Below are 20,572 nucleotides of genomic sequence, written 5' to 3' on the forward strand. Positions count from 1 at the left end.
GAAGTTACTTCCCCTGCTCCTTCCAGATCTCATGATCCACGCCATCGCCCAGTTCCGGGTACTGCGCGATATGGAACGTCGGCGACTTTCCGGCGCGCAGCTGGCTGTCGTAGTCGCGGGTCAGTTTGATGACCACGCCCGACAGCATCATGATCGCCACCAGGTTGATCGAGGCCATCAGCGCCATCGCCGCATCGGCGGCGTCCCACACCAGCTGCACCTTCGAGAAAACGCCCCACACGATCACCGCCAGCGTCACCAGGCGCAGCAGCAACAGGCTCCCGCGACCACCGCCCAGGTAGATCAGGTTCATCTCGGCATACGAGTAATTGCCGATGATCGTGGTGAAGGCGAAGAAGAACAGCGCGATCGCGACGAAGTAGGTGCCCCAGCCGCCGAAGAACACCGTCATCGCCGCCTGGGTGATCTGCACGCCGTCGCCGGCCTGGCCGAGCACGCCCGACAGCAGGATGACGAAGCCGGTCGCGCTGCAGATCAGCAGCGTGTCGATGAACACGCCCAGCGACTGCACGAAGCCCTGGCTCGAGGGATGGTGCGGAATCGGTGTTGCCGCCGCGGCGACGTTGGGCGCGCTGCCCATGCCGGCCTCATTGGAATACAGGCCGCGCTTGACGCCCTGCAGCATCGCCACCGCGATCGCGCCGAAGATGCCGCCGGCCGCCGCATCCAGGCCGAAGGCGCTGCGCAGCACCAGCGACAGCACCGCCGGGACCTCCGGCAGGTGGGTCACGACCACCCAGCCGGCGAGGGCGAGATAGCCCACCGACATGAACGGCACCACCCACTCGGAGAACCGGGCGACCGTGCGCAGGCCGCCGAAGATGATCACCGCCGTCAGCAGCACCAGGCCGGTGGCAATCTGCGCACGGCTGAAGCCGAACGCGTCGCTGAGCGACTGCGCCATGGCGTTGGCGTGCACGCTGCTGAACACGGCGCCGTAGGTCAGCAGCAGGCACAGTGCGAAGGCCACGCCCATCCACGGACGCTTGAGGCCCTTCGACATGTAATACGAAGGCCCGCCGCGGTACTGGCCATTCTCGTCGCGAACCTTGTAGAGCTGCGCCAGCGAACTCTCGGCGTAGGCCGTGGCCATGCCCAGTGCCGCCGTGCACCACATCCAGAACAGCGCCCCGGGGCCACCCACGCTCAGCGCGATCGCCACGCCGGCGAGGTTGCCGGTGCCCACGCGCGAGGCCAGCGAGGTGCACAGGGCCTGGAACGGCGAGATGCCCGAGCTGTCGCCGTCGGTGCCGCGACCGATCACGTGCAGCATGTGCGGGAAGCGCCGGACCTGGACGAAACGCAGGCGCACGGTGAAGTACATGCCGACCGCGAGCAGGCCATAGACCAGTACGTAATCCCACAAGACCTTGTTGATCAGGCCGATTACCGGCGACAACAGCGTTTCAATCCATTGCAGGACCAGATCCATCGAGGGGCATTCCGCAGGCAGGCAGGGCGCCGATCCTACCAGCATGCGTTATCGGGCCCCGCCGGCAGGACGGTCGCGGCTGCGCGGCGCGTCCCGTAAAATTCGCAGTCCCACGCCGCGGCACACCAGGAGCACGCATGAAAGTCCTCGTAATCGGTTCCGGTGGTCGCGAGCACGCGCTGGCGTGGAAACTGGCGCAGTCGCCCCGCATCGAAGAAGTGCTGGTCGCGCCCGGCAATGCCGGCACCGCGACCGAGCTCAAGTGCCGCAACGTCGAGGTCGGCGCCGCCGATATCGACGGCCTGCTCGCCCTGGTCGACCGCGAAGGCGTGGCGGTGACCGTGGTCGGCCCGGAAGGCCCGCTGGTGGCGGGCGTGGTCGACCGCTTCCGCGCCGCCGGCAAGCGCATCTTCGGGCCCAGCGCGCAGGCCGCACAGCTGGAAGGGAGCAAGGCGTATGCCAAGCACTTCCTCGCCCGTCACGGCATCCCGACCGCGCACTACGCGGTGTTCACCGAGGCCGATGCGGCGCTCGACTACATACAAGAGAAGGGAGCGCCGATCGTCATCAAGGCCGACGGCCTGGCCGCGGGCAAGGGCGTGATCGTGGCGATGACCCTGGCCGAGGCCGAGGCGGCGATCACCGACATGCTTTCCGACTACGCCTTCGGCGCTGCAGGTGCGCGCGTGGTGATCGAGGAGTTCCTCGACGGCGAGGAAGCCAGCTTCATTTCGATGGTCGATGGCACCACGGCCTTGCCGATGGCGACCAGCCAGGACCACAAGCGCGTCGGCGATCGCGACACCGGCCCCAACACCGGCGGCATGGGTGCGTACTCACCGGCCCCGGTGGTAACGCCCGAGGTGCACGCGCGGATCATGCGCGAAGTGGTCGAGCCGACCGTGCGCGGCATGGCCAGCGACGGCGTGCCGTTCACCGGCTTCCTCTATGCCGGCCTGATGATCGACAAGTCGGGCGCGCCGAAGGTGATCGAGTTCAACGTGCGCTTCGGCGACCCGGAAACGCAACCGATCATGCTGCGCCTGGAGTCGGATCTGCTCGACCTGGTCGAGGCCGCCATCGACGAACGCCTGCATGAAGTGTCGGCCAAGTGGGATCCGCGCCCGTCGCTGGGCGTGGTGATGGCGGCGGAGGGCTACCCGGGCACGCCGCGCCTGGGCGACGTGATCGGCGCCTGGGACACGCCCGACCTGGACGACACCAAGGTGTTCCATGCCGGCACGAAGATCGAAGGCGAGCACGTCGTCACCTCCGGTGGCCGCGTGCTGTGCGTGTGCGCGCTCGGCGACACGGTGCTCGACGCACAGCGCCGCGCCTACGCCGAGATCGCCGGCATCTCCTGGCACGGCGAATTCCACCGCCATGACATCGGCTGGCGCGCGATCGAGCGCGAAACGGCCGATTGCGAACCGGCCTGAGGCAAAGTCTCAACAATCCCGGCTCAACGGTTCCGACTCACCCCGCCGCCTCTTCCGGAGGCGGCTGCAAGCTCACCGCGACCTCTTCCAGGTCGGTGATCGCCGCTTCCAGCGCATCGTGGAACTCGGCCTGGCGCGACATCAGGTCTTCGATGGCCTGCGCCTTCTTGAGCTTGGACAGCTCGCCGTCGAACAGCAGCCATTGCGTGGTCAGCAGCTCGACGTTGTTCTTGGAGTAATGACGCATCTCCTTGAGCTGCAGCACGGTGTCGTTGACGTGTTCGAGCGGGGTCTTGGTGTCCGCGGTCATGACGCCTCCTTCTGCAAGGGTGTCCGGCGCAGCGTAGGCGGGGGAAGCTGGCTGGGAGCGGAACGGGCGCCTTTGCGTGGCCTTCACGCGGCACCGGCTCCCTTTCGCCGCGCGCCCGCCATCACCGTGCAGGGCCATTGGCCCGCGCTGGCGCAGACGCCTGGCATGCCCGTTTGCTAGTCTCGCCCAAACCGAAACCGGGCCACCCCAGCGCATGGCGCACAACCAGTTCGAGCTGCTGCGGCAGCGCCGTTTCCTCCCGTTCTTCGCCACCCAGGCACTGGGCGCCTTCAACGACAACGTCTACCGGCAGGCCATCATCGGCCTGCTGTTCTACCTGGGCATCAGTCCCGAGCAGCGCACGCTCTACACCAACCTCGCGCCGGCGTTGTTCATCCTGCCCTATTTCCTGTTTTCGGCCACGGCCGGGCAGATCGCCGAGAAGCTGGAGAAGTCGCGGCTGATCCGCATCACGACCACGATGGAAATCGTGATCATGTCGCTGGCGGCGGTCGGCTTCCTGACCCAGAACATGATAGTGCTGCTGGTCGCGCTGTTCTGCACCGGCCTGCAGTCGACGTTGTTCGGGCCGGTGAAGTATTCGATCCTTCCATCGGTGCTCAAGCCCGAGGAGCTCACCGGCGGCAATGGCCTGGTCGAGATGGGCACCTCGATCTCGATCCTGATCGGCATGATCTTCGGCGGCCTGATCTTCACCCTGGCCGGCACGCACGGGCCGATCGTCGCGGCCACCTCGATCATCCTGCTGGCGTTGGCCGGCAACCTGGTCAGTCGCGCGATTCCGCGCGCCGAGGCCGGTGCGCCGGACCTGAAGATCAACTGGAACCCGATTCCCGAGTCGGTCGAGATCCTGCGCCTGGCCCGGAAGCAGCCCGCGGTGCGCAACGCCATCCTCGGCGTGTCCTGGTTCTGGTTCGTCGGCACGGTGCTCACCTCGCAGCTGCCGACCTACGCCGAGGTCAACCTCGGCGGCAGCGGCACGCTCTACATCTTCGCCCTGGCGCTGTTCTCGATCGGCACCGGCGTCGGCTCGGTCCTGTGCGAGAAGCTGTCGGCGCGCACGGTCGAGATCGGCCTGGTGCCCTTGGGCGCGTTCGGCATCAGTGCCTTCATGATCGACCTGTACTTCGCCCGCAGCGGCATCGCGGCGACGCAGGTGGCCACGGTCGGCGCCTTCATGGCGCAGCCCGGCAGCTGGCGCATCGTCATCGACCTGATTGGCATCGGCCTGTTCGCCGGTTTCTTCGTCGTGCCGCTGTTCGCGCTGATCCAGAGCCGCACGCCGCGCAACGAGGTCTCGCGCGTGATCGCCGGCATGAACATCCAGAACGCCGCCTTCATCGTGCTGGCCGCGGGCCTGGGCATCGCCGTGCAGCGCTTCCTGGGCTGGTCGATCCCGCAGGTGTTCCTGGCACTGGCCATCGCCAACGTGGTGGTGGCGATCTACATCTTCACGATCGTGCCAGAGTTCATGATGCGCTTCCTCAGCTGGGTGCTGGTGCGCGGCCTGTACCGGCTGCGCGTGCACGGCGTGGAGAAGCACGTGCCCGACGACGGCGCTGCGCTGATCGTGTGCAACCACGTCAGCTACATGGATGCGCTGATCCTGGCCGCGAGCATTCCGCGACCGGTGCGCTTCGTCATGTACTACAAGATCTTCAACATCCCGGTGATGAGCTGGATCTTCCGCACCGCCAAGGCGATCCCGATCGCGGGCGCCAAAGAGGATCCTGTGCTGATGCAGCGCGCGTTCGAGGAGATCGATGCGGCGCTGGCCGCCGGCGAGCTGGTCGGCATCTTCCCCGAGGGCGGGCTGAGCAAGGACGGCGCGATCGCGCCGTTCAAGTCCGGTGTCGAGCGCATCCTCGAACGGCGCCCGGTGCCGGTGGTGCCGATGGCACTGCGCAACATGTGGACCAGCATGTGGAGCCGCCGCGACGGACGCCTGGGCCGGATGCGGGTGCCGCGACGCCTGCGTGCGACGGTCGAGGTGATCGCGCAGGCGCCGATCGACGGTGGCGCGGCCGACGCGCCGACCCTGGAAGCGAGGGTGCGCGAGCTGCGCGGCGACGCGGCCTGAGGCGCCAGCGCGGGCCGTCACCACGCCATCGCGACAGGCGACTACCTAGCATCGACCCGGACCACCCTGCGAGGGCCGTCGATGAGCACGTTGCCACCGGAAGAGACGACCTCGCCGTCGTCGCTTCCCACCCACCTGCTGTGGGCGGTCCTGGCCACCGTCGCCTCGATGCTCACTTTCTGCATCCTCGGCGCGATCTCGGGCATCGTGGCGATCGTGTATGCGCTGCTGGTCAATCGCAGGCTCAACGCCGGCGACAGTGCCGGCGCCGGCGATGCTTCACACAACGCCAAGGTGTGGTGCTGGATCACCACCTGCCTGATCCTCGCCGGCCTGTGCGTGGTGGTGCTGTTCGTCTACAGCGGCGGCTGGGCGAAGTACCAGCAGATCATGGAAGAACTCGGGCGCATCCAGCTGCACGGCTGACGGCGAGCGGATCGGCGATGGTCAGCTGACCCAGCCGGCGATGACGAACAGCGCCAGCACCGCCAGCCAGACCAGCAGGCTGCGCCACACCAGGCTCATTGCATCGCGCAGTTCCGGCAGGTCGGCCGACCAGGCCGGCGGCATCGGTGGCGGCACCGGCAGGCCGCCTTCGCCGACTTCGGCGCTGCCGCCGTTGTCATCGGCATAGTCGGCGGCCTCATCGGCAAGCTCGCACTTCACGCTGGCCCGGGCCACCGCGCCGAGGAAGGGACGATCGAGGTCGAACGAGGCGCCGCCGGCTTCGCGCCAGCTGCCCAGCACCGTGTCGAAATTGCCGACCAGCGCCAGCGACAGCGTCATCAGCTGCGCCACCGGCCAGTCGAGCAGGGCCAGCAGCTTGCGGGCGCCCAGGCGCGTCTCGCCGGGCAGTTCGCTTGCTGCTTCGCCCTGCGCCGCCAGCACCGCGAACCGGTACAGCAACGCACCGACCGGACCGAGCACGAGGAACCAGAACAGCACGCCGAACCAGCGCTGCTGGGCATTGCGGAACACCGCCTCGATCAGCGAGGGCCCGTCGAGCGTTGCCGGCATCTCGCCTTCGGGCCACAGGCGCGCGGCCGCCGCGCGACGCGACGTCGGATCGCCCGCCGCGGCGATCGCCTCGACATCGAGGTCCAGGTCGCGCGGACCCCAGGCGTAGAACAGGACGGCGATCGCGAAGGCCAGGCCGGCCAGGCCCCACAACGGCTCGAGCAATGCCAACTGGAACAGGCTGACCGCAAGCAGCGGCGGCACCAGCGCGATCACGATGCCCCAGCGTCCGCGCCAGAAGTCGTTCGACGACAGGCGTGCATCGAGCCAGCGCAGCCAGTTGCGATACCAGCTGTAGTCACGCACCGACGCCGCCAGCGACTGCGCCAGATGGCCCAGCACCAGTGCGACGACAACGGCGATCAGGGTTGCGGACATTGCGCAGGCTCTCCGGACATCGTGTCGATCGTGTCGACCGGGTCGATTCTAGGATCATCCGCCGATCGATGTCATGGACGTGCGTCGGTCACCGCGACAGTGTCACACGGAGTGCGGCGGGTTCTCAGGTGCCGGGCTGCCTTCGCCGGCCTGCAGCCACTGTTCGATCAGCCATCGCGAGATCGAGATGCCGGGCGACAGCACGGCGCCTTCGCCGTCGTCGCGGGCACCGCCCCATTCACCACGGGCGCGCGCCGCGAGCACTTCCTCGCGGGTGAACCAGCGTGCTTCCTCGAGCTCGTCGCCGACCTGCGGCTCGTCGCCCTCGGCATCGGCGCTGAAGCCGAGCATCAGTGCGCCCGGGAACGGCCACGGCTGCGAGGCCAGGTAGCGGCAACGACGCACGCGCACGCCGGTCTCCTCCAGCACTTCGCGCGCCACCGTCTGCTCGAGTGATTCGCCCGGCTCGACGAAGCCGGCGATCACCGAATAGCGTCGCGCCTGCCACGTCTTCTGGCGCCCGAGCAGCAAACGCGCGCCATCACTGACCGCCACGATCACGGCCGGGTCGGTGCGCGGGTAATGTTCGGCGCCGCACTGCGTGCAGCGTCCCTGCCAGCCGGCACGCGACAACGCGACTTCGCCACCGCAGACGCCGCAATGGCGATGACGGCTGCGCCAGTGCTGCAGCGCGCGCGCCTGGGCGAACACGCTCGCCTCGAATCCCGGCCACAGCGCCGCGGCGCTGCGCAGGTCGACCCGGCGCGGCGCCACGAAGGCGGTCAGTGCGCCTTCGAGTGCGAACCAGGCTCCGCCCTGGGCGTCGAGGCCAAGGAAGACCGCGGCACCGATGCCGCCAGGGCCTTCGCTGATCTGTTCGCCGTGTGGTGCCAGCAGGTTGCCGTCGTCATCGGCATAGGCATCGCCGCGCTCGTCGAGCAGCACGACACGCGCCTGCGGCCACAACCGGTTCAGTGCATCGGGTGCATCGCGCAGGCGGTCGGCGCGATCGAGCGCGGCGAGGCAGGCAGAATCGTTGCCCGCCTCGACGAAGGCGAAGGGTGCCGGTTCGATACTCACACCGCGAACGAGGAACCGCAGCCGCACGTGGTCTTTGCGTTCGGATTGCGGATCACGAACTGCGCGCCATGCAGGCTTTCGGTGTAGTCGACCTGCGCGCCCATCAGGTACTGCAGGCTCAGCGGGTCGACCAGGAGGGTGACGCCGTCGGTGTGCACGGCCAGGTCGTCCTCGCCCTGCTGGTCGTCGAACTCGAAACCGTACTGGAACCCGGAACAGCCGCCGCCCTGGATGTAGACGCGCAGCTTGAGGGCAGCGTTGCCCTCTTCGGCGATCAGTTCGCGGACCTTGCTGGCAGCCGCGGAAGTGAACTGCAACGGGCGATCGAGCGACTGGTAATCCGGCGTCGCGAGCGTGGGGATGAGCGTTTCCATCCGATCAGGATGGGGGGCGCGGCGGCGGCGTTCAAGCCTTGCGGCCTGTTGGCTCCCTCCCCTGCCCTCAGGGAGGGGCCGGGGACGGGCGAAGGAGCAGCTCCCTCACTCCTCCGCGGTCGCCGGCGCGACGTCGCGGATCGCATCCGCCCACGTGAACGACTGCTCGATCGCCGCGCCCGCCTTGGGCACCAGACGCACGCTCACCCGCACCGGGGTGAAATCGGCCGGCAGGAACACGTCGCCTTCGACCTGCTGGAAGTACTTGAACGAGTACGGCACGCCGGTCGCACCCGGCTGCTGGCGCAGCTCGCCCCAGGCCAGCTTCTGCAGCTTGCCGGCGCGGGTGCCCTCGATGGTGATGCTCAGCTCGCCGGTGCTGACGGCGCCGCGGTTGAGGTTCTGGGTCAGGGTGGTGGTGAAGTGCCAGGCGGTGTCGTTCTGCGGCTGCAGCCGCAGCGCGTGCACAGCCAGGCCACGGCGCTGCGCGGTGCTGCCCACCAGGCGCTCGTAGAAGGCGACATCGGCGCGCAGCGCAGCGACTTCCTCGTCGCGCTCGGCCAGCGTGCTCTGCAGGTCGCGGTTGGCCTCGCGGCTGATCTGGTCGGAGCGGGTCAGGGTCGACACGCGCTGCTGCAGCTGGTCGATCTGCGTCTGCTGCCCGCGCGTGGTGCGCTGGCTCTCATCGAGCAGGGCCTGCGGGTCACCCGGGACCGGCGCGAGCACACGCCACAGTCCCCAGGCGCCAAAGCCCAGTGCCAGCACCAGCAACAGGCCGGCGATGGTCACCCAGCGCGTCTGCACCTGCATGACCGGCCACGCCGGTGCCGCCGCCGCTGCGGCAGGCCCGGACTCGCCGGATGGCCCGGGTTCTGCGGGCGTCGAGGGTACTTCGGGAACCTCAGGATCGGGTTGGGTCATGCCGGTCGCCACTGGATGTTCCGGCGACCAGCCTACCGCGCCTGACTGTGACGGTCAGCCCAAAGCGGGGTGGACGTCCAGATGGCCTTCAGCCAATGCGCGGGCCTCGTCATGGGCTTCGGCGTGGATCAGGCGGCCAGTGAGCACCGAACCGGCCAGCATCTCGACCACCTGGTAGTGGACGTTGCCCTGGACCCGGGCCTTGGCCGCCAGTTCGACCCGCTCGCTGGCGTAGACATCGCCGCTGAGCTGGCCGTTGATCACCACCACCGGTGCGCGCACCTCGCCTTCGATGCTGCCCTGCTCGGCCAGCGTCAGCGTTGCCTTCTGCCCGTCCTGCGCGATCACCTTGCCGATGATCCGGCCTTCGACATAGAGCCCGCCGCTGAACAGCAGGTCGCCGCGGATCACCACTTGCGGCCCGATCAGGGTGTCGACCTGGCCATCGTGTGCGCCCGTCTTGTTCTTGAACATCAGTCAGTGTTTCCGGTTGTTGGCCTGCACTAGCAGGCCGTAGTTGCTGCGTATGGATGCCTGGTAGGGTGACTCAGAGGCTGGCGATGGTGCCGCCGTGGCTCCAGCCCACGCTCTGTTCGATGGCGACGTCGCCGTTCTGCAGCGACACGCGTACCCGCTGCGGGGTGAATCCCGCCGGCAGCATGACGCTGCCGCCGAGCTGCTGGAAGTAGCGGAACGAATAGTCCTGCGCCGGCCAGCCGTTGCGCTGGTGCAGCTCGTCCCATCCGATCGATGCGAGCTTGCCGTCGCGCACGCCTTCGACGTTGAAGCGCAGCTTGCCGCGGCTGATCGCGCCCTTGTTGAGGTTCTGCGTCAGCACGATCTGGTAGCGCCAGGTGCCGCCGGTCTCCGGCGAGAATTGCGCCGAGTGCACGCTGAGCCCCTTGGCCTGGCCGGTGGCCCCGACCAGCCGCTCGTAGAAGGCGATGTTGGAACGCAGGTCGGAGATTTCCTCCTCGCGCTCGGCCAGCTCGTTCTGGACCTGCTTGTTGGCGACGCGGCTGATCTGGTCCGAACGCGACAGGGTGGCTTCGCGCTGCTCCAGCGCTTCGGCCTTTCCGCGCCAGTGGTCGAGCTGCGAGCGGGTGGCATCGAGCTGCGCGGTCAGCTCCGGCAGCCGCGGTGCGGCGCGTCGTTCGGCACCGATCCAGGCAACCGTCAGCGAGGCGACCCAGGCGAGGGCCAACACGGTGACGATCAGCCCACGCCGGTCTGGGCGCTGCTGGACGATGGTGAAACGCGGCGGTGGCGCCTTGCGTGGCGGTTTGTTCATCAGCATGCGTGCCGATGGCCTGCGCCACCGGATCCCCTGCCCCTATACTCGGACCACAGTCTAGCGAGGTAAAAGCCGTGACGGATGCGCACCTGTTCGCAATTGGTGTAGTCCTGGCCTGGCTCGCCGGCATCCGGGTCTACCTGACCGTGTTCGGGGTCGGCCTGGCCGGCTTCTTCGGCTGGCTCGACCTGCCCCAGGCGCTGGAAGTGACCGCCTCGCCCTGGGTGCTGGGGGTATCGGGCGTCCTGGCGGCGGCGGAATTCTTCGCCGACAAGATCCCCGGCGTCGATTCGGGCTGGGACCTGCTGCATACGCTATTGCGTGTTCCCGCTGGCGCGTTCCTCGCCGCGGCGACGCTGTCGCCCGACGGCCAGCTCGGTGGCGGCGCACTGGCAGCCGGCGCCGGCATCGCGTTGACCAGTCACGTGCTCAAGGCCGGATCGCGAGCGCTGCTGAACACTTCGCCGGAACCTGTCAGCAACTGGACCGCCTCGATCACCGAGGACCTGGCCACCATCGGCGGACTTGCGCTGGTGTTCGCCCATCCGTGGATCGCCCTGACGCTGGTGGTGCTGATCAGCGTGGTACTGGCGCTGCTGCTGTGGTGGGTGTGGCGGACGCTGTTCCGCCGCGCGCCACGGCCAGGCGCCGTGTAGCCCGGGCAAGCGAAGCGCACCCGGGGTTGGCGCGCATGACCCCGGGTGCGCTTCGCTTACCCGGGCTACCTGGAACGGAAAACGCCGCCGGTTTGGCCGGCGGCGTCTTTGAGGTCGTGCCGCCGGGATGCGCCCGGCTACTCCTCGATCTTGGTCAGCAGGTAGTTCTGCTCGCCGAGGCGTTCGATCAGCGACAGCTGCGTCTCGATCCAGTCGACGTGCTCTTCCTCGGAATCGAGGATGTCGGCGAACAGCTTGCGGCTGACATAGTCGCCCACCGTCTCGCAGTACTTGATGGCCTCGCGCAGCATCGGCAGCGCTTCAAGCTCGAGGGCCAGGTCGCACGACAGCACTTCGCGCGGGTTCTCACCGATGCGCAGCTTGCCCAGCGCCTGGAAGTTCGGCAGGCCATCGAGGAAGAGGATGCGCTCGGACAGCTTGTCCGCGTGCTTCATCTCGTCGATCGACTCGTGGTACTCGTGGTCGGCGAGTTCCTTCAGGCCCCAGTTCTTCAGCATCTTGGCGTGCAGGAAGTACTGGTTGATCGCGGTCAGCTCGTTGTAGAGCGCCTTGTTGAGGTATTCGATGACCTTGGCGTCGCCCTTCATGGCCCGGCTCCTTGTGCGTGCAATGGGCGGACTCTACCCCGTTCACGAATCGCGTGACGGAACGCGAATCGAGTGCAATCGCGAGCAGGAATCAGTGTCGATTGGGGGCGGGCACGGGCCCGCGGCACGGCCGGGTCAGGCGGCCTGCTGCATTACCGCGAACGGCAGCTCACGGACCGAACGGGCGGCATCGAGCATCGATGCGGCCATGTCCAGGCAGCTGCCGCAGTTGGCGCCGGCGCCGGTGCGCATGGTCAGTTCGGTCACGCTGCTGCAGCCCGCGTCGGCGGCCTGGCGGATGTCGTGATCGGTAACCCCATTGCAGATGCAGACGTACACGGCGGGCTGGACTTGGCTGACAGCCGGATCGGCTGCGGGGTCCATTCCGCCATGGATGAGAATGATTGTCAATAAATACGGGCAGTGATTTTCATTAACGCGTCCCCTGCCCGGGTTCAGCCCCGCCGGGACCCCTCCAGCGCGCCCTCTGGCGGTTGCGGGCCTGGGTGCGGGGGTCGTGGCAATGGAACTCCGGGCCCGGCGCGGGCACTGCCTGGGGGCCGGCGACCTGGCGGGCGGCCGGGGCCAGGTGGTTGAGCGCACGGGCGTAGACCCCGCGCTTGAACATCACCACGTGCTCGACCGGGTACCAGAAGTCGACCCAGCGCCAGTTGTCGAATTCGGGCTTGTCGGTCAGGTCCAGGCGCAGGTCCGACTCCTGGCCGGTCAGGCGCAGCAGGAACCAGACCTGCTTCTGGCCGATGCAGACCAGGCGGTCGTGGCGTCGGATCGCCCGCTGCGGCAGCCGGTAGCGCAGCCAGCCGGGGGTCGCGCCCAGGACCTCGACGTGCTCCGGGAGCAGGCCGGTTTCCTCGCGCAACTCGCGATACATGGCCTCCAGGGGCGTCTCGTCGCTGTTCATCCCGCCCTGCGGGAACTGCCAGCCGTCGCGATGCACTCGTCGCGCCCAGAACAGGCGTCCGTCGGGGTGCATCAGTACAATGCCGACGTTGGGTCGGTAGCCGTCCGGATCGATCACGATGCGGACTCCTGAATTCACTGTGTCCGACTCTGCCATGCCGTACGCCGGGACGACAAGCTCTGCAAAGCAGGCGACGCCAGGACGGTCCGTCAAAAGACGATTGACGAGGACCCCCTCGGCATGAATAATTCGCGGTTCACCGCGTGGCTATGTAGCTCAGCCGGTTAGAGCACAGCACTCATAATGCTGGGGTCGGTGGTTCGAGTCCACCCATAGCCACCATTCGGTATCGCAGAAAACCCCGCCTCGCGCGGGGTTTTTTGTTTTCGCGCCCTGCGATCAGCGTGCCAGGCCGCCCGGCCCGGCCTGCGACGACCCGCCCTGGCGCAACCGATAGACGACATACGACAGCGCCACCGCCGCCGTCAGGCTCGCCGGCACCAGCAGCGCGGCATAACCGATGCTGCGGAACACCAGTGCGCCGGCGATTCCTCCGCAAAGGAACCCGGAGATGACGAGCACGCACAGGCGGAGCCTGCGCGCATCGACCGCCAGGCCGCGCAGCACATGCCCGAGGGAGATGCCCAGGTCGGTGAACATCCCGGAAACATGCGTCGTGCGCACGACCGAGCCGCTGTAGGTACTGACCAGCGCATTCTGCAGGCCGCAGGCGGTTGCCGCGGCATACATCCCGAACGCACTGCGATGTCCGAGCAGATGCACTGCGGCGAACAGCAGGCACGACTCGATCAGGAGCGCGACGCCATACCGTCGTCCGAGCTTCAGTGCGCTGTCCTGCACGATGAACCCGCTCAGGGCGCAGCCCAGCACGAACGCCAGGATCATGACGCCGAAGTGGATCGCGCCATGCCCGTCACCATCGGCAACCGCGGCACCGAGCAGGGACGTGGTGCCGGTCAGGTGCGTGATCGCCTGGTGCTCGAAGCCGAGCAGGCCGACGACGTTGATGATTCCGGCGATGAACGACAGCACCCACGCACCTGTCCACACCCACCCGGGAAGCCTGGTGATCACGATTGATTTTGCCCCTGTGCGTTGATTGCTGCGTTGATGGCACTCAACCCGAACCGGCCTGCTGGATCACATCTGCAACGCAAGTATGAATGGCCTGGCGCACTTGCCGCGGCGCTGTTTTGCCACAGCCATTGCCGCGCAATGCCATCACAGCCTTTTCACGCATCGCGGGCAGAAATGTACCAGCAATGAATCATCCGGCCTGAGTGAACTCGCAAGGAAGTTCAGCGCCGACGCGGGCGGATTGCCCGCCGAGTGACCTGCGCTGCTGCGCGCGCCGTTGGTGCGCGGCGTGGGCGGACAGCAGCTGTGCGCACACCAAAGGACGATGGAATGACCGCCCCACGACACCACATCCGCCCCGCGATTTCAGGCGTTGCGCTCGCGGCGATGACAGCATTGCTGCTTTCCGCATGCAGCAAGAGCGACCAGGCGACATCTCCCGAAGCAGCTGCTCCGGCATCGACGAGCGCGCAGGCACCCGCCGCCGGCCAGGCCGGCGCGCTGACTGCGGCCGAGGCGCGTGAAATCGCCCGCGATGCCTACGTTTACGGTGTTCCGCTGGTCGACCAGTACAAGACGATGCACGCGTACTCGATCGACAAGGGAGGCCAGCAGTACCAGGGCCCATTCAACACCGTCCTCAACATGGCGCGCGTGTTCACGCCCGCAGACACCGCCTTCGTCACGCCCAACTCCGACACGCCCTACACCTTCGCAGCGCTCGACCTTCGCGCCGAGCCTGCGGTTATCACCGTGCCGAAGATGGAGACGGGCCGCTACTTCGTCTTCCAGTTGATGGACCTGTACACCTTCAACTTCGATTACATCGGCAGCCGCACCACCGGCAACGACGGCGGCAGTTTCCTCATCGCCGGACCGAAGTGGCAGGGCGCGCCCCCCAAGGGCATCACCAAGGTGATCCGCTCCGAGACTGATCTGGTCACCGTGGTCGGCCGTACGCAGATGTTCAATCCCGCCGACCTGGCGAACGTCAAGAAGATCCAGGCCGGCTACAAGGTGCAGCCGTTGTCGGCGTTCCTCGGCACCCCCGCACCGCCGGCAGCGCCAGCGGTCGAGTGGCCCAATCCCATTGCGCCAGGAAAGGACACCGAGTCGCCGGAGTTCTTCAATCAGCTCGCATTCCTGCTGCAGTTCGCGCAGCCGCCCAACCCTAGCGAGACCGCGCTGATGCAGCGCTTCGCCCGCCTTGGCATCGAACCGGGCAAGCCCTTCGACCCGGGCATGCTGTCGCCGGAACTGCAGGCGGCCGTGAAGCAGGGCGTGGCCGATGGCCAGAAGCAGATCGACGACAGGCGCGCCTCGCTCGGCGGCAAGACCGACATGCTGTTCGGCACCCGCGAGTTCCTGAAGAACGACTACGTCGCGCGCGCCACCGGCACTCAGGTCGGCATCGGCGCCAATTCGCGCGAGGAGGCGATGTATCCGATCCTCGACAAGGACGCCGACGGCCAGCCGCTTGATGGCAGCAAGGGCAAGTACACACTGCGCTTCGCGCCGGGGCAGCTGCCGCCGGTCAACGCGTTCTGGTCGGTCACCATGTACGACCTGCCGCAGCAGTTGCTGGTGAAGAACCCGATCGACCGCTACCTCATCAATTCGCCGATGCTGTCGGGAATGAAGAAGGACAGCGATGGCGGGCTGACGATCCATGTCCAGTCGCAGTCCCCCGGCAAGGACAAGGAAGCCAACTGGCTGCCCGCGCCGAACGGACCGTTCGTGATGTTCATGCGCTACTACTGGCCGAAGCAGGCGCTGCTCGATGACCAGTGGAAGACGCCTGCCGTGACGAAGGCCCCGTGACCACACCGGTGCCTGCGCGCCCCGCTGCGCAGGCACGCACTGACGGCGGCCCGTGACCGCCCCATTCGAGGAGAACGACATGCGTCACACCGCGTTGATCACAGGTCTGTGCCTGGCGCTCGCCGCGCCGATGGCCATGGCCGCGCCGCCCAAGGCCGCCAAGGCGCCGACAGCGGCAGCGGCGCCCGCGCCTGCTCCGGACGTGGAGCCCGAAGCCGTGGCTGCACTGGAAGCCATGGGCAAGTACCTGCGCTCGCTCAAGGACTTCACCGTCCACGCCGACACCACTCTCGACATCGTGGTGGAAGACGGGCAGAAGCTGCAGTTCGCCGGCGATCTCGATTACAAGGTACGCGCGCCTGACAAGCTCCAGCTTGACCTGCGCAGCGACCGCAAGGAGCGCCAGCTGTTCTACGACGGCAAGTCGCTGACCGTCTACGGGCCGAAGGCGAAGTACTACGCCACCGTCGATGCACCGCCGACCATCCGCGAGATGCTGGGCGCCGTCGAGCAGAAGTACGGCATCGAGATACCGCTGGCGGACCTGTTCCTGTGGGGCACCGACCAGGCACCGACGTCGGCACTGAAGTCGGCGACGCGGGTCGGCCCGGCGCGCATCGGCGGAACCATCACCTCGCAGTACGCGTTCCGCCAGGAAGGCGTCGACTGGCAGGTCTGGATCGAAGCCGGTCCCAAGCCGTTGCCGCGTCGCCTGGTCATCACCACCACCGACGATCCGGCGCAGCCGCAGTACGCCAGCACGCTGACCTGGAACACCGCTGCCGGTCTCAAGGACAGCGCCTTCACGTTCGCACCGCCCAAGGATTCGCACCGCATCGAGATGGTCGAGGTGGACGTGGTCGCCGTCGAGGAGAAGTCGCCATGAGCATTCGTCACAACGTCACCGCGCTCGGCCTGGGCCTTGGCTTGTTGGCCGGGACCACCGCACTGATGGCAGTCAGCTTCGACGCTGACGCCCGTGGCGGCGCACGTACCAGCGTCAACCACGCGTCAGGCGCACGAGCCGGCGGCGGCGGCGGCCACCACGCGGGCAACGTGAATCGCGGCGGCAACGCGAACGTCAACCGCAACGCCAATGCCAACGTCAACCGCAATACCAACGTCAACCGCAACACCAATGTCAACCGCAATACCAACATCCACAACGACGTCAACATCGATGTCGACAACGGCTGGAACGGCGGCTGGGACGATCACCCCGTCGCCACTGCCGCGGCCGTCACCGGTGCGGTTGCGCTTACCGCCGCAGCGGTGGGATCGATCGTCAACACGGTGCCGCCCAGCTGCGTGACTTCGGTGATCAATGGCGTGGCCTACCAGCAGTGCGGAAGCACCTGGTACCAGCCGCAGTACGCGGGCACCAGCGTGCAGTACGTCGTCGTCAATCCGCCCGGCTGAGCCGGGCGGTTGCCCACTGCACCACGCCCGCCTTCGCCAGCTCCACCACGAACCGTCCACGTTTCCCTGCACCGAGGTAAGTCATGCGCATCAATCCCATCGTTCCGGTCCTGAGCCTGGTCATCGCCGCGCTCGTCGGGACAGCCATCCTGGGCGTACCGCAGGTGGTCGCGCAGGGTGCACCGGCAGCAGGGACGTCGGCAGTCACCATCGATGCGCGTCCGTTCCCGCGTGACTTCACCGTGCAGGGCACCAGCTTCAGCGTGCACCAGCCGCAGTACGACAGCTGGGAGGGCAACCAGCTCAAGGGCCGCTTCGTGATGGCGGTGAAGTCGGGTGTCCACACCGGCAAGGACGGCAAGTCGGAGGCGTCGTTCGACTACGGTGTCGTGCAGTTCCAGGCGCGCACCGAGATCGACAAGGAAGCGCGTGCGGTGGTGCTGACCGACCTGCAGTTGCCGTCGGCCAGCTTCCCCACCGCGACCGCGAAGCAGGCCCAGTACCTGGAGCTGGCGCGCCAGCAGCTGAAGACCAAATCGACCCTGACCGTGTCGCTCGACATGCTCGAGTCGGCCCTGGCCATTGCCAAGGTCGACGCCAGGTTGCCGCCATCGCTGCCGGTGAAGAACGATCCGCCCGACATCATCTTCAGCACCACGCCAGCGGTGCTGCTGCTCGTCGATGGCGAACCGGCGCTCAAGCCCAGCGGCGTGTCGGGCGTGCAGCGGGTGATCAACACCCGCTCGCTGCTGCTGCAGCAGGGCGGCAAGTACTACACCAACGTCGCCGGGCACTGGTCGACGGCGCCCGCGCTGGCCGGGCCATGGACGGCGACGGCCAATGTCGACGCCGCGCTGACCCAGGCGATGGCCAAGGCCGGCAAGGATGTCGACACGTTCGACAATCCGCCCGACGCGCTCAAGCAGGACTTCGCCTCCGGCAGGGCGCCCGGCATCTACGTGCGCACGCACCCGTCGGAGCTGATTTCGGTGCAGGGCGACCCGCAGTTCGTCGCCATCCCGGGGACGAAGCTGAGCTACGTCGACAATACCGGCGCCGACGTGCTGCTCGACGGCTCTGCCGACAATGCCTGGTACGTGCTGGTGTCGGGCCGCTGGTTCACCGCCGCCACCGCCAAGGGTCCGTGGCGCCATGTGCCGCCGTCGAGCCTGCCGGCCGAGTTCGCGAAGATTCCGCCGGACAGCCCGAAGAGCGGCGTGCTGGCCTCGATCCCGAACACGCCAGAATCGCGCGAGGCACTCATCGCCAACGACATCCCGCAGAACGCGACGGTCAAGCGCAACGAAGCCAAGCTCAACGTGCAGTACGACGGCGCGCCGCAGTTCGTCTCCATCGGCGGCACCACGCTGCAGTACGCGCACAACACCGCCGTGCCGGTGATCAAGGTCGCGGCCAACAGTTTCTACGCGGTCGACAAGGGCATCTGGTTCAGCGCCAGCGCGGCGACCGGGCCGTGGGCCGTAGCGACCAGCGTGCCGCCCGAGATCTACTCGATCCCGACCAGTTCGCCGCTTCACTACGTCACCTACGTGCGCGTGTATGGCAGCAGCGATGACGAAGTCTATGTCGGTTACACGCCTGGCTATTACGGCACGGTGGTGACCGACAACGTGGTCGTCTACGGCACCGGCTACGCCTGCGATCCATGGGTCGGCGCGTACTGGTACGGCTGCCCGGCGACCTACGGCATGGGCGTGTACTTCGGCTGGAACGCCTGGGTCGGCTGGACGTTCGGCTACGGCTGGGGCTGGTACGGCGGCTGGTACGGGCCCTACAGCCCGTGGTGGGGTCCGTGGTATGGCCCGGGATACGGCTGGGGCTACTGGGGCGGTGGCGCGGCCGCATGGAATGTCTACGGCCACTGGGGCAACGCCGCCGTTCGCGGCACCGCCGCCGCATGGGCTGATCCGTGGACCGGCAATGTCGGCCGCGGTGGACGCGGTGGTTACTACAACGAAGCCACCGGCGGCCGCGGCGTCGGCCGTGCCGGCGTCAACACCAACATCTACACCGGCACCACCACCGCCGGTGCGCAGGGCATCCGCTACAACCCGCAAACCGGTCGCGTCGTCGCCGGCGGCGGTGCGGTCGCGGTCAATCCGTACACCGGCCAGGCGGCCGCAGGCGGCAGCCGCACCACCGTCAACACCAACACCGGACGGGTCACGCAGAGCGCCGGTGGCGCGGTTGCCGGGCCCAACGGCGCGGCAGGTGTCGGTGGATTCGACAGCCAGGGCAATCGTGTCGATGCCAAGGGCGTCGGCGGCTTCCACTACAACGCCGACACCGGCTCGCTCAGTCATGGCGGCGTGGTCAACGTCAACGACAACGTCTACGCCGGCAAGGACGGAAACGTCTACAAGCACGACGAGAACGGCTGGAGCCAGGTCACGCGCCCGGACGCATCGAAGAACCTGAGCGGCCAGACGCGCGACCTCGACGGCGAACGCATGGCGCGCGATCGCGGCAACGAGCGCATTACCGGCGGCAGCTACGGCGGACGCCCGTCGAACATGGGTTCCGGTGGCAACTACAACCGTCCCGCGGGCGGCTACAACCGCCCGGCCGGTGGCTATAACCGGCCCGCCGGTGGCTACAACCGCCCGGTTGGCGGCTTCAGGCCGAGCATGGGCGGCGGCCGCGGAGGCGGCGGTTTCCGGCGGCGCTGATACGAGAACGGCCGGGGGGCCTGAATGAACAACACCATCCGTGGTTCCATCGTCGCAGCGGCCATCAGTGCCGCTGCCATCCTCACGCCGGCGCACGCCACTGAAGGCGCGGTCGGACGTCCCATCACCGGCCTGCAGGCGGCGTCCTATTCGGGACTGATTCCGCCGACGCCGGGCTGGAACATGCAAATCGCCTACATCCACTACTCCGGCGACATCGGCGGTGGACGCGAGATTCCGATCGGCGGCGTCACCTCGGTCGGGCTGGAAGGCACGTTCGACATGATGTCCATCACCGGCGTGTACATCTGGGACACCGGTGAAGGCCACTGGAACTTCGCCTCGATGGCGACGATCCCCTTCATCGACGTGGGCGCCGACGCCAATGTCCGCCTCGGTCCGATCAGCGGCACTCGCGACGACAACGCCAGCGGTCTGTTCGATGCGTTCTTCGCGCCGGTGATCGCCAGCTACCACATCGACCCGCTGCGCCACGTGTCGCTGTCGCTGTACATCTACGCACCGACCGGCGAGTACGAGACCGGACGCCTGGCCAATCCCAGCCTCAACAACTGGACCTTCTCGCCGACCGTCGGTTACACCCAGCTGTTCCAGAAGGGCACGCTGGAGTGGAGCACCACGACCGCGGTCGACATCTACACCGAGAACGAGGCCACCGACTACCAGAACGGCGCGGTGTTCCGCGTCGACTCGCTGCTGGTCAAGCGCTTCGGCAACGGCTGGGGCATCGGCGGCGTCGGCGGCTGGATCGAACAGATCGAAGACGACGACAGTGCGCTCGCCGACCGCCTGGACGGCTTCAAGGGCCGTTCGCTCGCACTGGGGCCAATCGCCACCTACGCCAAGAAGTGGGACGGCGGCCAGGTCGAATTCTCCGCGCGCTGGCTCAAGGAGTTCGACGTCGAGAACCGCCTCGAAGGCGATCCATTCATGGTCTCGGCCAGCATTTCGTTCTGAGCGGGCAGCCCGC

Annotated in this window: 19 protein-coding genes, 1 tRNA gene and 2 pseudogenes; 10 read left to right on the top strand and 12 right to left on the bottom strand. The window is 67.4% G+C overall.

The features are described from left to right. Window positions 1-4: 4 nt before the first annotated feature. Window positions 5-1,453, bottom strand: a complete 1,449-nt coding sequence (locus MNR01_RS08505) for a sodium:alanine symporter family protein (RefSeq protein ID WP_241920465.1) — start codon at window positions 1,451-1,453, stop codon at window positions 5-7. A gap of 137 nt (window positions 1,454-1,590) precedes the next feature. Here MNR01_RS08505 and purD point away from each other — a divergent pair, with 137 nt between their 5' ends. Continuing rightward, entirely contained in the window at window positions 1,591-2,892 is a 1,302-nt protein-coding gene (gene purD, locus MNR01_RS08510; RefSeq protein WP_241920466.1) for a phosphoribosylamine--glycine ligase, read from the top strand. Between the two features lie 37 nt (window positions 2,893-2,929). Here purD and MNR01_RS08515 read toward each other — a convergent pair whose 3' ends face one another. Beyond that, complete coding sequence (locus MNR01_RS08515) at window positions 2,930-3,202, bottom strand: hypothetical protein (RefSeq protein WP_200608741.1); 273 nt, start codon at window positions 3,200-3,202, stop codon at window positions 2,930-2,932. A gap of 214 nt (window positions 3,203-3,416) precedes the next feature. Here MNR01_RS08515 and MNR01_RS08520 point away from each other — a divergent pair, with 214 nt between their 5' ends. Beyond that, on the top strand, window positions 3,417-5,303 hold the full coding sequence (locus tag MNR01_RS08520) for an MFS transporter (RefSeq protein ID WP_241920467.1): 1,887 nt from the start codon (window positions 3,417-3,419) through the stop codon (window positions 5,301-5,303). Between the two features lie 81 nt (window positions 5,304-5,384). Beyond that, the gene (locus MNR01_RS08525; protein ID WP_241920468.1) at window positions 5,385-5,729 is read left to right on the top strand and encodes a CD225/dispanin family protein; all 345 of its coding nucleotides are present in this window, start codon (window positions 5,385-5,387) and stop codon (window positions 5,727-5,729) included. 21 nt (window positions 5,730-5,750) lie between these two features. On the opposite strand, the gene MNR01_RS08530 is transcribed toward MNR01_RS08525, so the two are convergent. The 6 genes and pseudogenes from MNR01_RS08530 to MNR01_RS08555 all read right to left on the bottom strand — a co-directional run bounded on the left by MNR01_RS08530 (window position 5,751) and on the right by MNR01_RS08555 (window position 10,364). Continuing rightward, window positions 5,751-6,698: a cobalamin biosynthesis protein gene (locus MNR01_RS08530; protein WP_241920469.1), complete on the bottom strand. Its 948-nt coding sequence runs from the start codon at window positions 6,696-6,698 to the stop codon at window positions 5,751-5,753. Between the two features lie 102 nt (window positions 6,699-6,800). Continuing rightward, window positions 6,801-7,772 (bottom strand): NAD(+) diphosphatase, encoded by a 972-nt coding sequence (gene nudC, locus MNR01_RS08535; RefSeq protein ID WP_241920571.1) that lies wholly within the window; start codon window positions 7,770-7,772, stop codon window positions 6,801-6,803. 2 nt (window positions 7,773-7,774) lie between these two features. Beyond that, window positions 7,775-8,152, bottom strand: coding sequence for an iron-sulfur cluster insertion protein ErpA (gene erpA / locus MNR01_RS08540; RefSeq protein ID WP_241920470.1), 378 nt, complete (start codon window positions 8,150-8,152; stop codon window positions 7,775-7,777). A gap of 105 nt (window positions 8,153-8,257) precedes the next feature. Beyond that, entirely contained in the window at window positions 8,258-9,073 is an 816-nt protein-coding gene (locus tag MNR01_RS08545; protein WP_241920471.1) for a DUF6776 family protein, read from the bottom strand. A gap of 120 nt (window positions 9,074-9,193) precedes the next feature. Continuing rightward, a pseudogene (locus MNR01_RS08550) lies at window positions 9,194-9,547 on the bottom strand (polymer-forming cytoskeletal protein); the annotation flags it as partial. Window positions 9,548-9,620: 73 nt separating this feature from the next. Beyond that, the gene (locus tag MNR01_RS08555) at window positions 9,621-10,364 is read right to left on the bottom strand and encodes a DUF6776 family protein (RefSeq protein WP_241920472.1); all 744 of its coding nucleotides are present in this window, start codon (window positions 10,362-10,364) and stop codon (window positions 9,621-9,623) included. Window positions 10,365-10,441: 77 nt separating this feature from the next. Here MNR01_RS08555 and MNR01_RS08560 point away from each other — a divergent pair, with 77 nt between their 5' ends. Further along, entirely contained in the window at window positions 10,442-11,023 is a 582-nt protein-coding gene (locus tag MNR01_RS08560; protein ID WP_241920473.1) for a DUF4126 domain-containing protein, read from the top strand. Window positions 11,024-11,160: 137 nt separating this feature from the next. Here the strand turns inward: MNR01_RS08560 and bfr are convergent, their stop codons facing one another. The 3 genes and pseudogenes from bfr to MNR01_RS08575 form a co-directional block, all read right to left on the bottom strand. Further along, on the bottom strand, window positions 11,161-11,631 hold the full coding sequence (gene bfr, locus MNR01_RS08565) for a bacterioferritin (RefSeq protein ID WP_241920474.1): 471 nt from the start codon (window positions 11,629-11,631) through the stop codon (window positions 11,161-11,163). A 135-nt stretch (window positions 11,632-11,766) separates the two neighbouring features. Next, window positions 11,767-11,970 carry a (2Fe-2S)-binding protein gene (locus MNR01_RS08570; RefSeq protein WP_241920572.1) on the bottom strand — a complete coding sequence of 68 codons (204 nt, stop codon included), beginning with the start codon at window positions 11,968-11,970 and terminating at the stop codon, window positions 11,767-11,769. Window positions 11,971-12,190: 220 nt separating this feature from the next. Continuing rightward, window positions 12,191-12,670, bottom strand: a pseudogene (locus MNR01_RS08575) (RNA pyrophosphohydrolase); the annotation flags it as partial. A 148-nt stretch (window positions 12,671-12,818) separates the two neighbouring features. Here MNR01_RS08575 and MNR01_RS08580 point away from each other — a divergent pair. Next, window positions 12,819-12,895: transfer RNA gene (locus MNR01_RS08580), tRNA-Met, on the top strand. Between the two features lie 57 nt (window positions 12,896-12,952). Here MNR01_RS08580 and MNR01_RS08585 read toward each other — a convergent pair. Then, window positions 12,953-13,648, bottom strand: coding sequence for a YoaK family protein (locus MNR01_RS08585; RefSeq protein ID WP_241920476.1), 696 nt, complete (start codon window positions 13,646-13,648; stop codon window positions 12,953-12,955). 333 nt (window positions 13,649-13,981) lie between these two features. Here MNR01_RS08585 and MNR01_RS08590 point away from each other — a divergent pair, with 333 nt between their 5' ends. The 5 genes from MNR01_RS08590 to MNR01_RS08610 all read left to right on the top strand — a co-directional run bounded on the left by MNR01_RS08590 (window position 13,982) and on the right by MNR01_RS08610 (window position 20,559). After that, on the top strand, window positions 13,982-15,472 hold the full coding sequence (locus MNR01_RS08590; protein WP_241920477.1) for a DUF1254 domain-containing protein: 1,491 nt from the start codon (window positions 13,982-13,984) through the stop codon (window positions 15,470-15,472). A 79-nt stretch (window positions 15,473-15,551) separates the two neighbouring features. After that, window positions 15,552-16,358 (top strand): DUF2092 domain-containing protein, encoded by an 807-nt coding sequence (locus tag MNR01_RS08595; protein ID WP_241920478.1) that lies wholly within the window; start codon window positions 15,552-15,554, stop codon window positions 16,356-16,358. Then, window positions 16,355-16,891 carry a hypothetical protein gene (locus MNR01_RS08600; protein ID WP_241920479.1) on the top strand — a complete coding sequence of 179 codons (537 nt, stop codon included), beginning with the start codon at window positions 16,355-16,357 and terminating at the stop codon, window positions 16,889-16,891. The genes MNR01_RS08595 and MNR01_RS08600 overlap by 4 nt, the downstream gene beginning before the upstream one ends. A gap of 83 nt (window positions 16,892-16,974) precedes the next feature. Continuing rightward, entirely contained in the window at window positions 16,975-19,581 is a 2,607-nt protein-coding gene (locus MNR01_RS08605; protein WP_241920480.1) for a hypothetical protein, read from the top strand. A gap of 24 nt (window positions 19,582-19,605) precedes the next feature. Further along, on the top strand, window positions 19,606-20,559 hold the full coding sequence (locus MNR01_RS08610; protein WP_241920481.1) for a transporter: 954 nt from the start codon (window positions 19,606-19,608) through the stop codon (window positions 20,557-20,559). Window positions 20,560-20,572: the final 13 nt, after the last annotated feature.

The sequence above is a fragment of the Lysobacter sp. S4-A87 genome (assembly GCF_022637455.1).
Taxonomy (GTDB): Bacteria; Pseudomonadota; Gammaproteobacteria; order Xanthomonadales; family Xanthomonadaceae; genus Lysobacter_J.

Excerpts from the sequence above, each read along its gene's own strand:
- MNR01_RS08505 (WP_241920465.1), bottom strand. The coding sequence starts at position 1,453 with ATGGATCTGGTCCTGCAATGGATTGAAACGCTGTTGTCGCCGGTAATC.
- purD (WP_241920466.1), top strand. The coding sequence starts at position 1,591 with ATGAAAGTCCTCGTAATCGGTTCCGGTGGTCGCGAGCACGCGCTGGCG.
- MNR01_RS08515 (WP_200608741.1), bottom strand. The coding sequence starts at position 3,202 with ATGACCGCGGACACCAAGACCCCGCTCGAACACGTCAACGACACCGTG.
- MNR01_RS08520 (WP_241920467.1), top strand. The coding sequence starts at position 3,417 with ATGGCGCACAACCAGTTCGAGCTGCTGCGGCAGCGCCGTTTCCTCCCG.
- MNR01_RS08525 (WP_241920468.1), top strand. The coding sequence starts at position 5,385 with ATGAGCACGTTGCCACCGGAAGAGACGACCTCGCCGTCGTCGCTTCCC.
- MNR01_RS08530 (WP_241920469.1), bottom strand. The coding sequence starts at position 6,698 with ATGTCCGCAACCCTGATCGCCGTTGTCGTCGCACTGGTGCTGGGCCAT.
- erpA (WP_241920470.1), bottom strand. The coding sequence starts at position 8,152 with ATGGAAACGCTCATCCCCACGCTCGCGACGCCGGATTACCAGTCGCTC.
- MNR01_RS08545 (WP_241920471.1), bottom strand. The coding sequence starts at position 9,073 with ATGACCCAACCCGATCCTGAGGTTCCCGAAGTACCCTCGACGCCCGCA.
- MNR01_RS08555 (WP_241920472.1), bottom strand. The coding sequence starts at position 10,364 with ATGAACAAACCGCCACGCAAGGCGCCACCGCCGCGTTTCACCATCGTC.
- bfr (WP_241920474.1), bottom strand. The coding sequence starts at position 11,631 with ATGAAGGGCGACGCCAAGGTCATCGAATACCTCAACAAGGCGCTCTAC.
- MNR01_RS08590 (WP_241920477.1), top strand. The coding sequence starts at position 13,982 with ATGACCGCCCCACGACACCACATCCGCCCCGCGATTTCAGGCGTTGCG.
- MNR01_RS08595 (WP_241920478.1), top strand. The coding sequence starts at position 15,552 with ATGCGTCACACCGCGTTGATCACAGGTCTGTGCCTGGCGCTCGCCGCG.
- MNR01_RS08600 (WP_241920479.1), top strand. The coding sequence starts at position 16,355 with ATGAGCATTCGTCACAACGTCACCGCGCTCGGCCTGGGCCTTGGCTTG.
- MNR01_RS08605 (WP_241920480.1), top strand. The coding sequence starts at position 16,975 with ATGCGCATCAATCCCATCGTTCCGGTCCTGAGCCTGGTCATCGCCGCG.
- MNR01_RS08610 (WP_241920481.1), top strand. The coding sequence starts at position 19,606 with ATGAACAACACCATCCGTGGTTCCATCGTCGCAGCGGCCATCAGTGCC.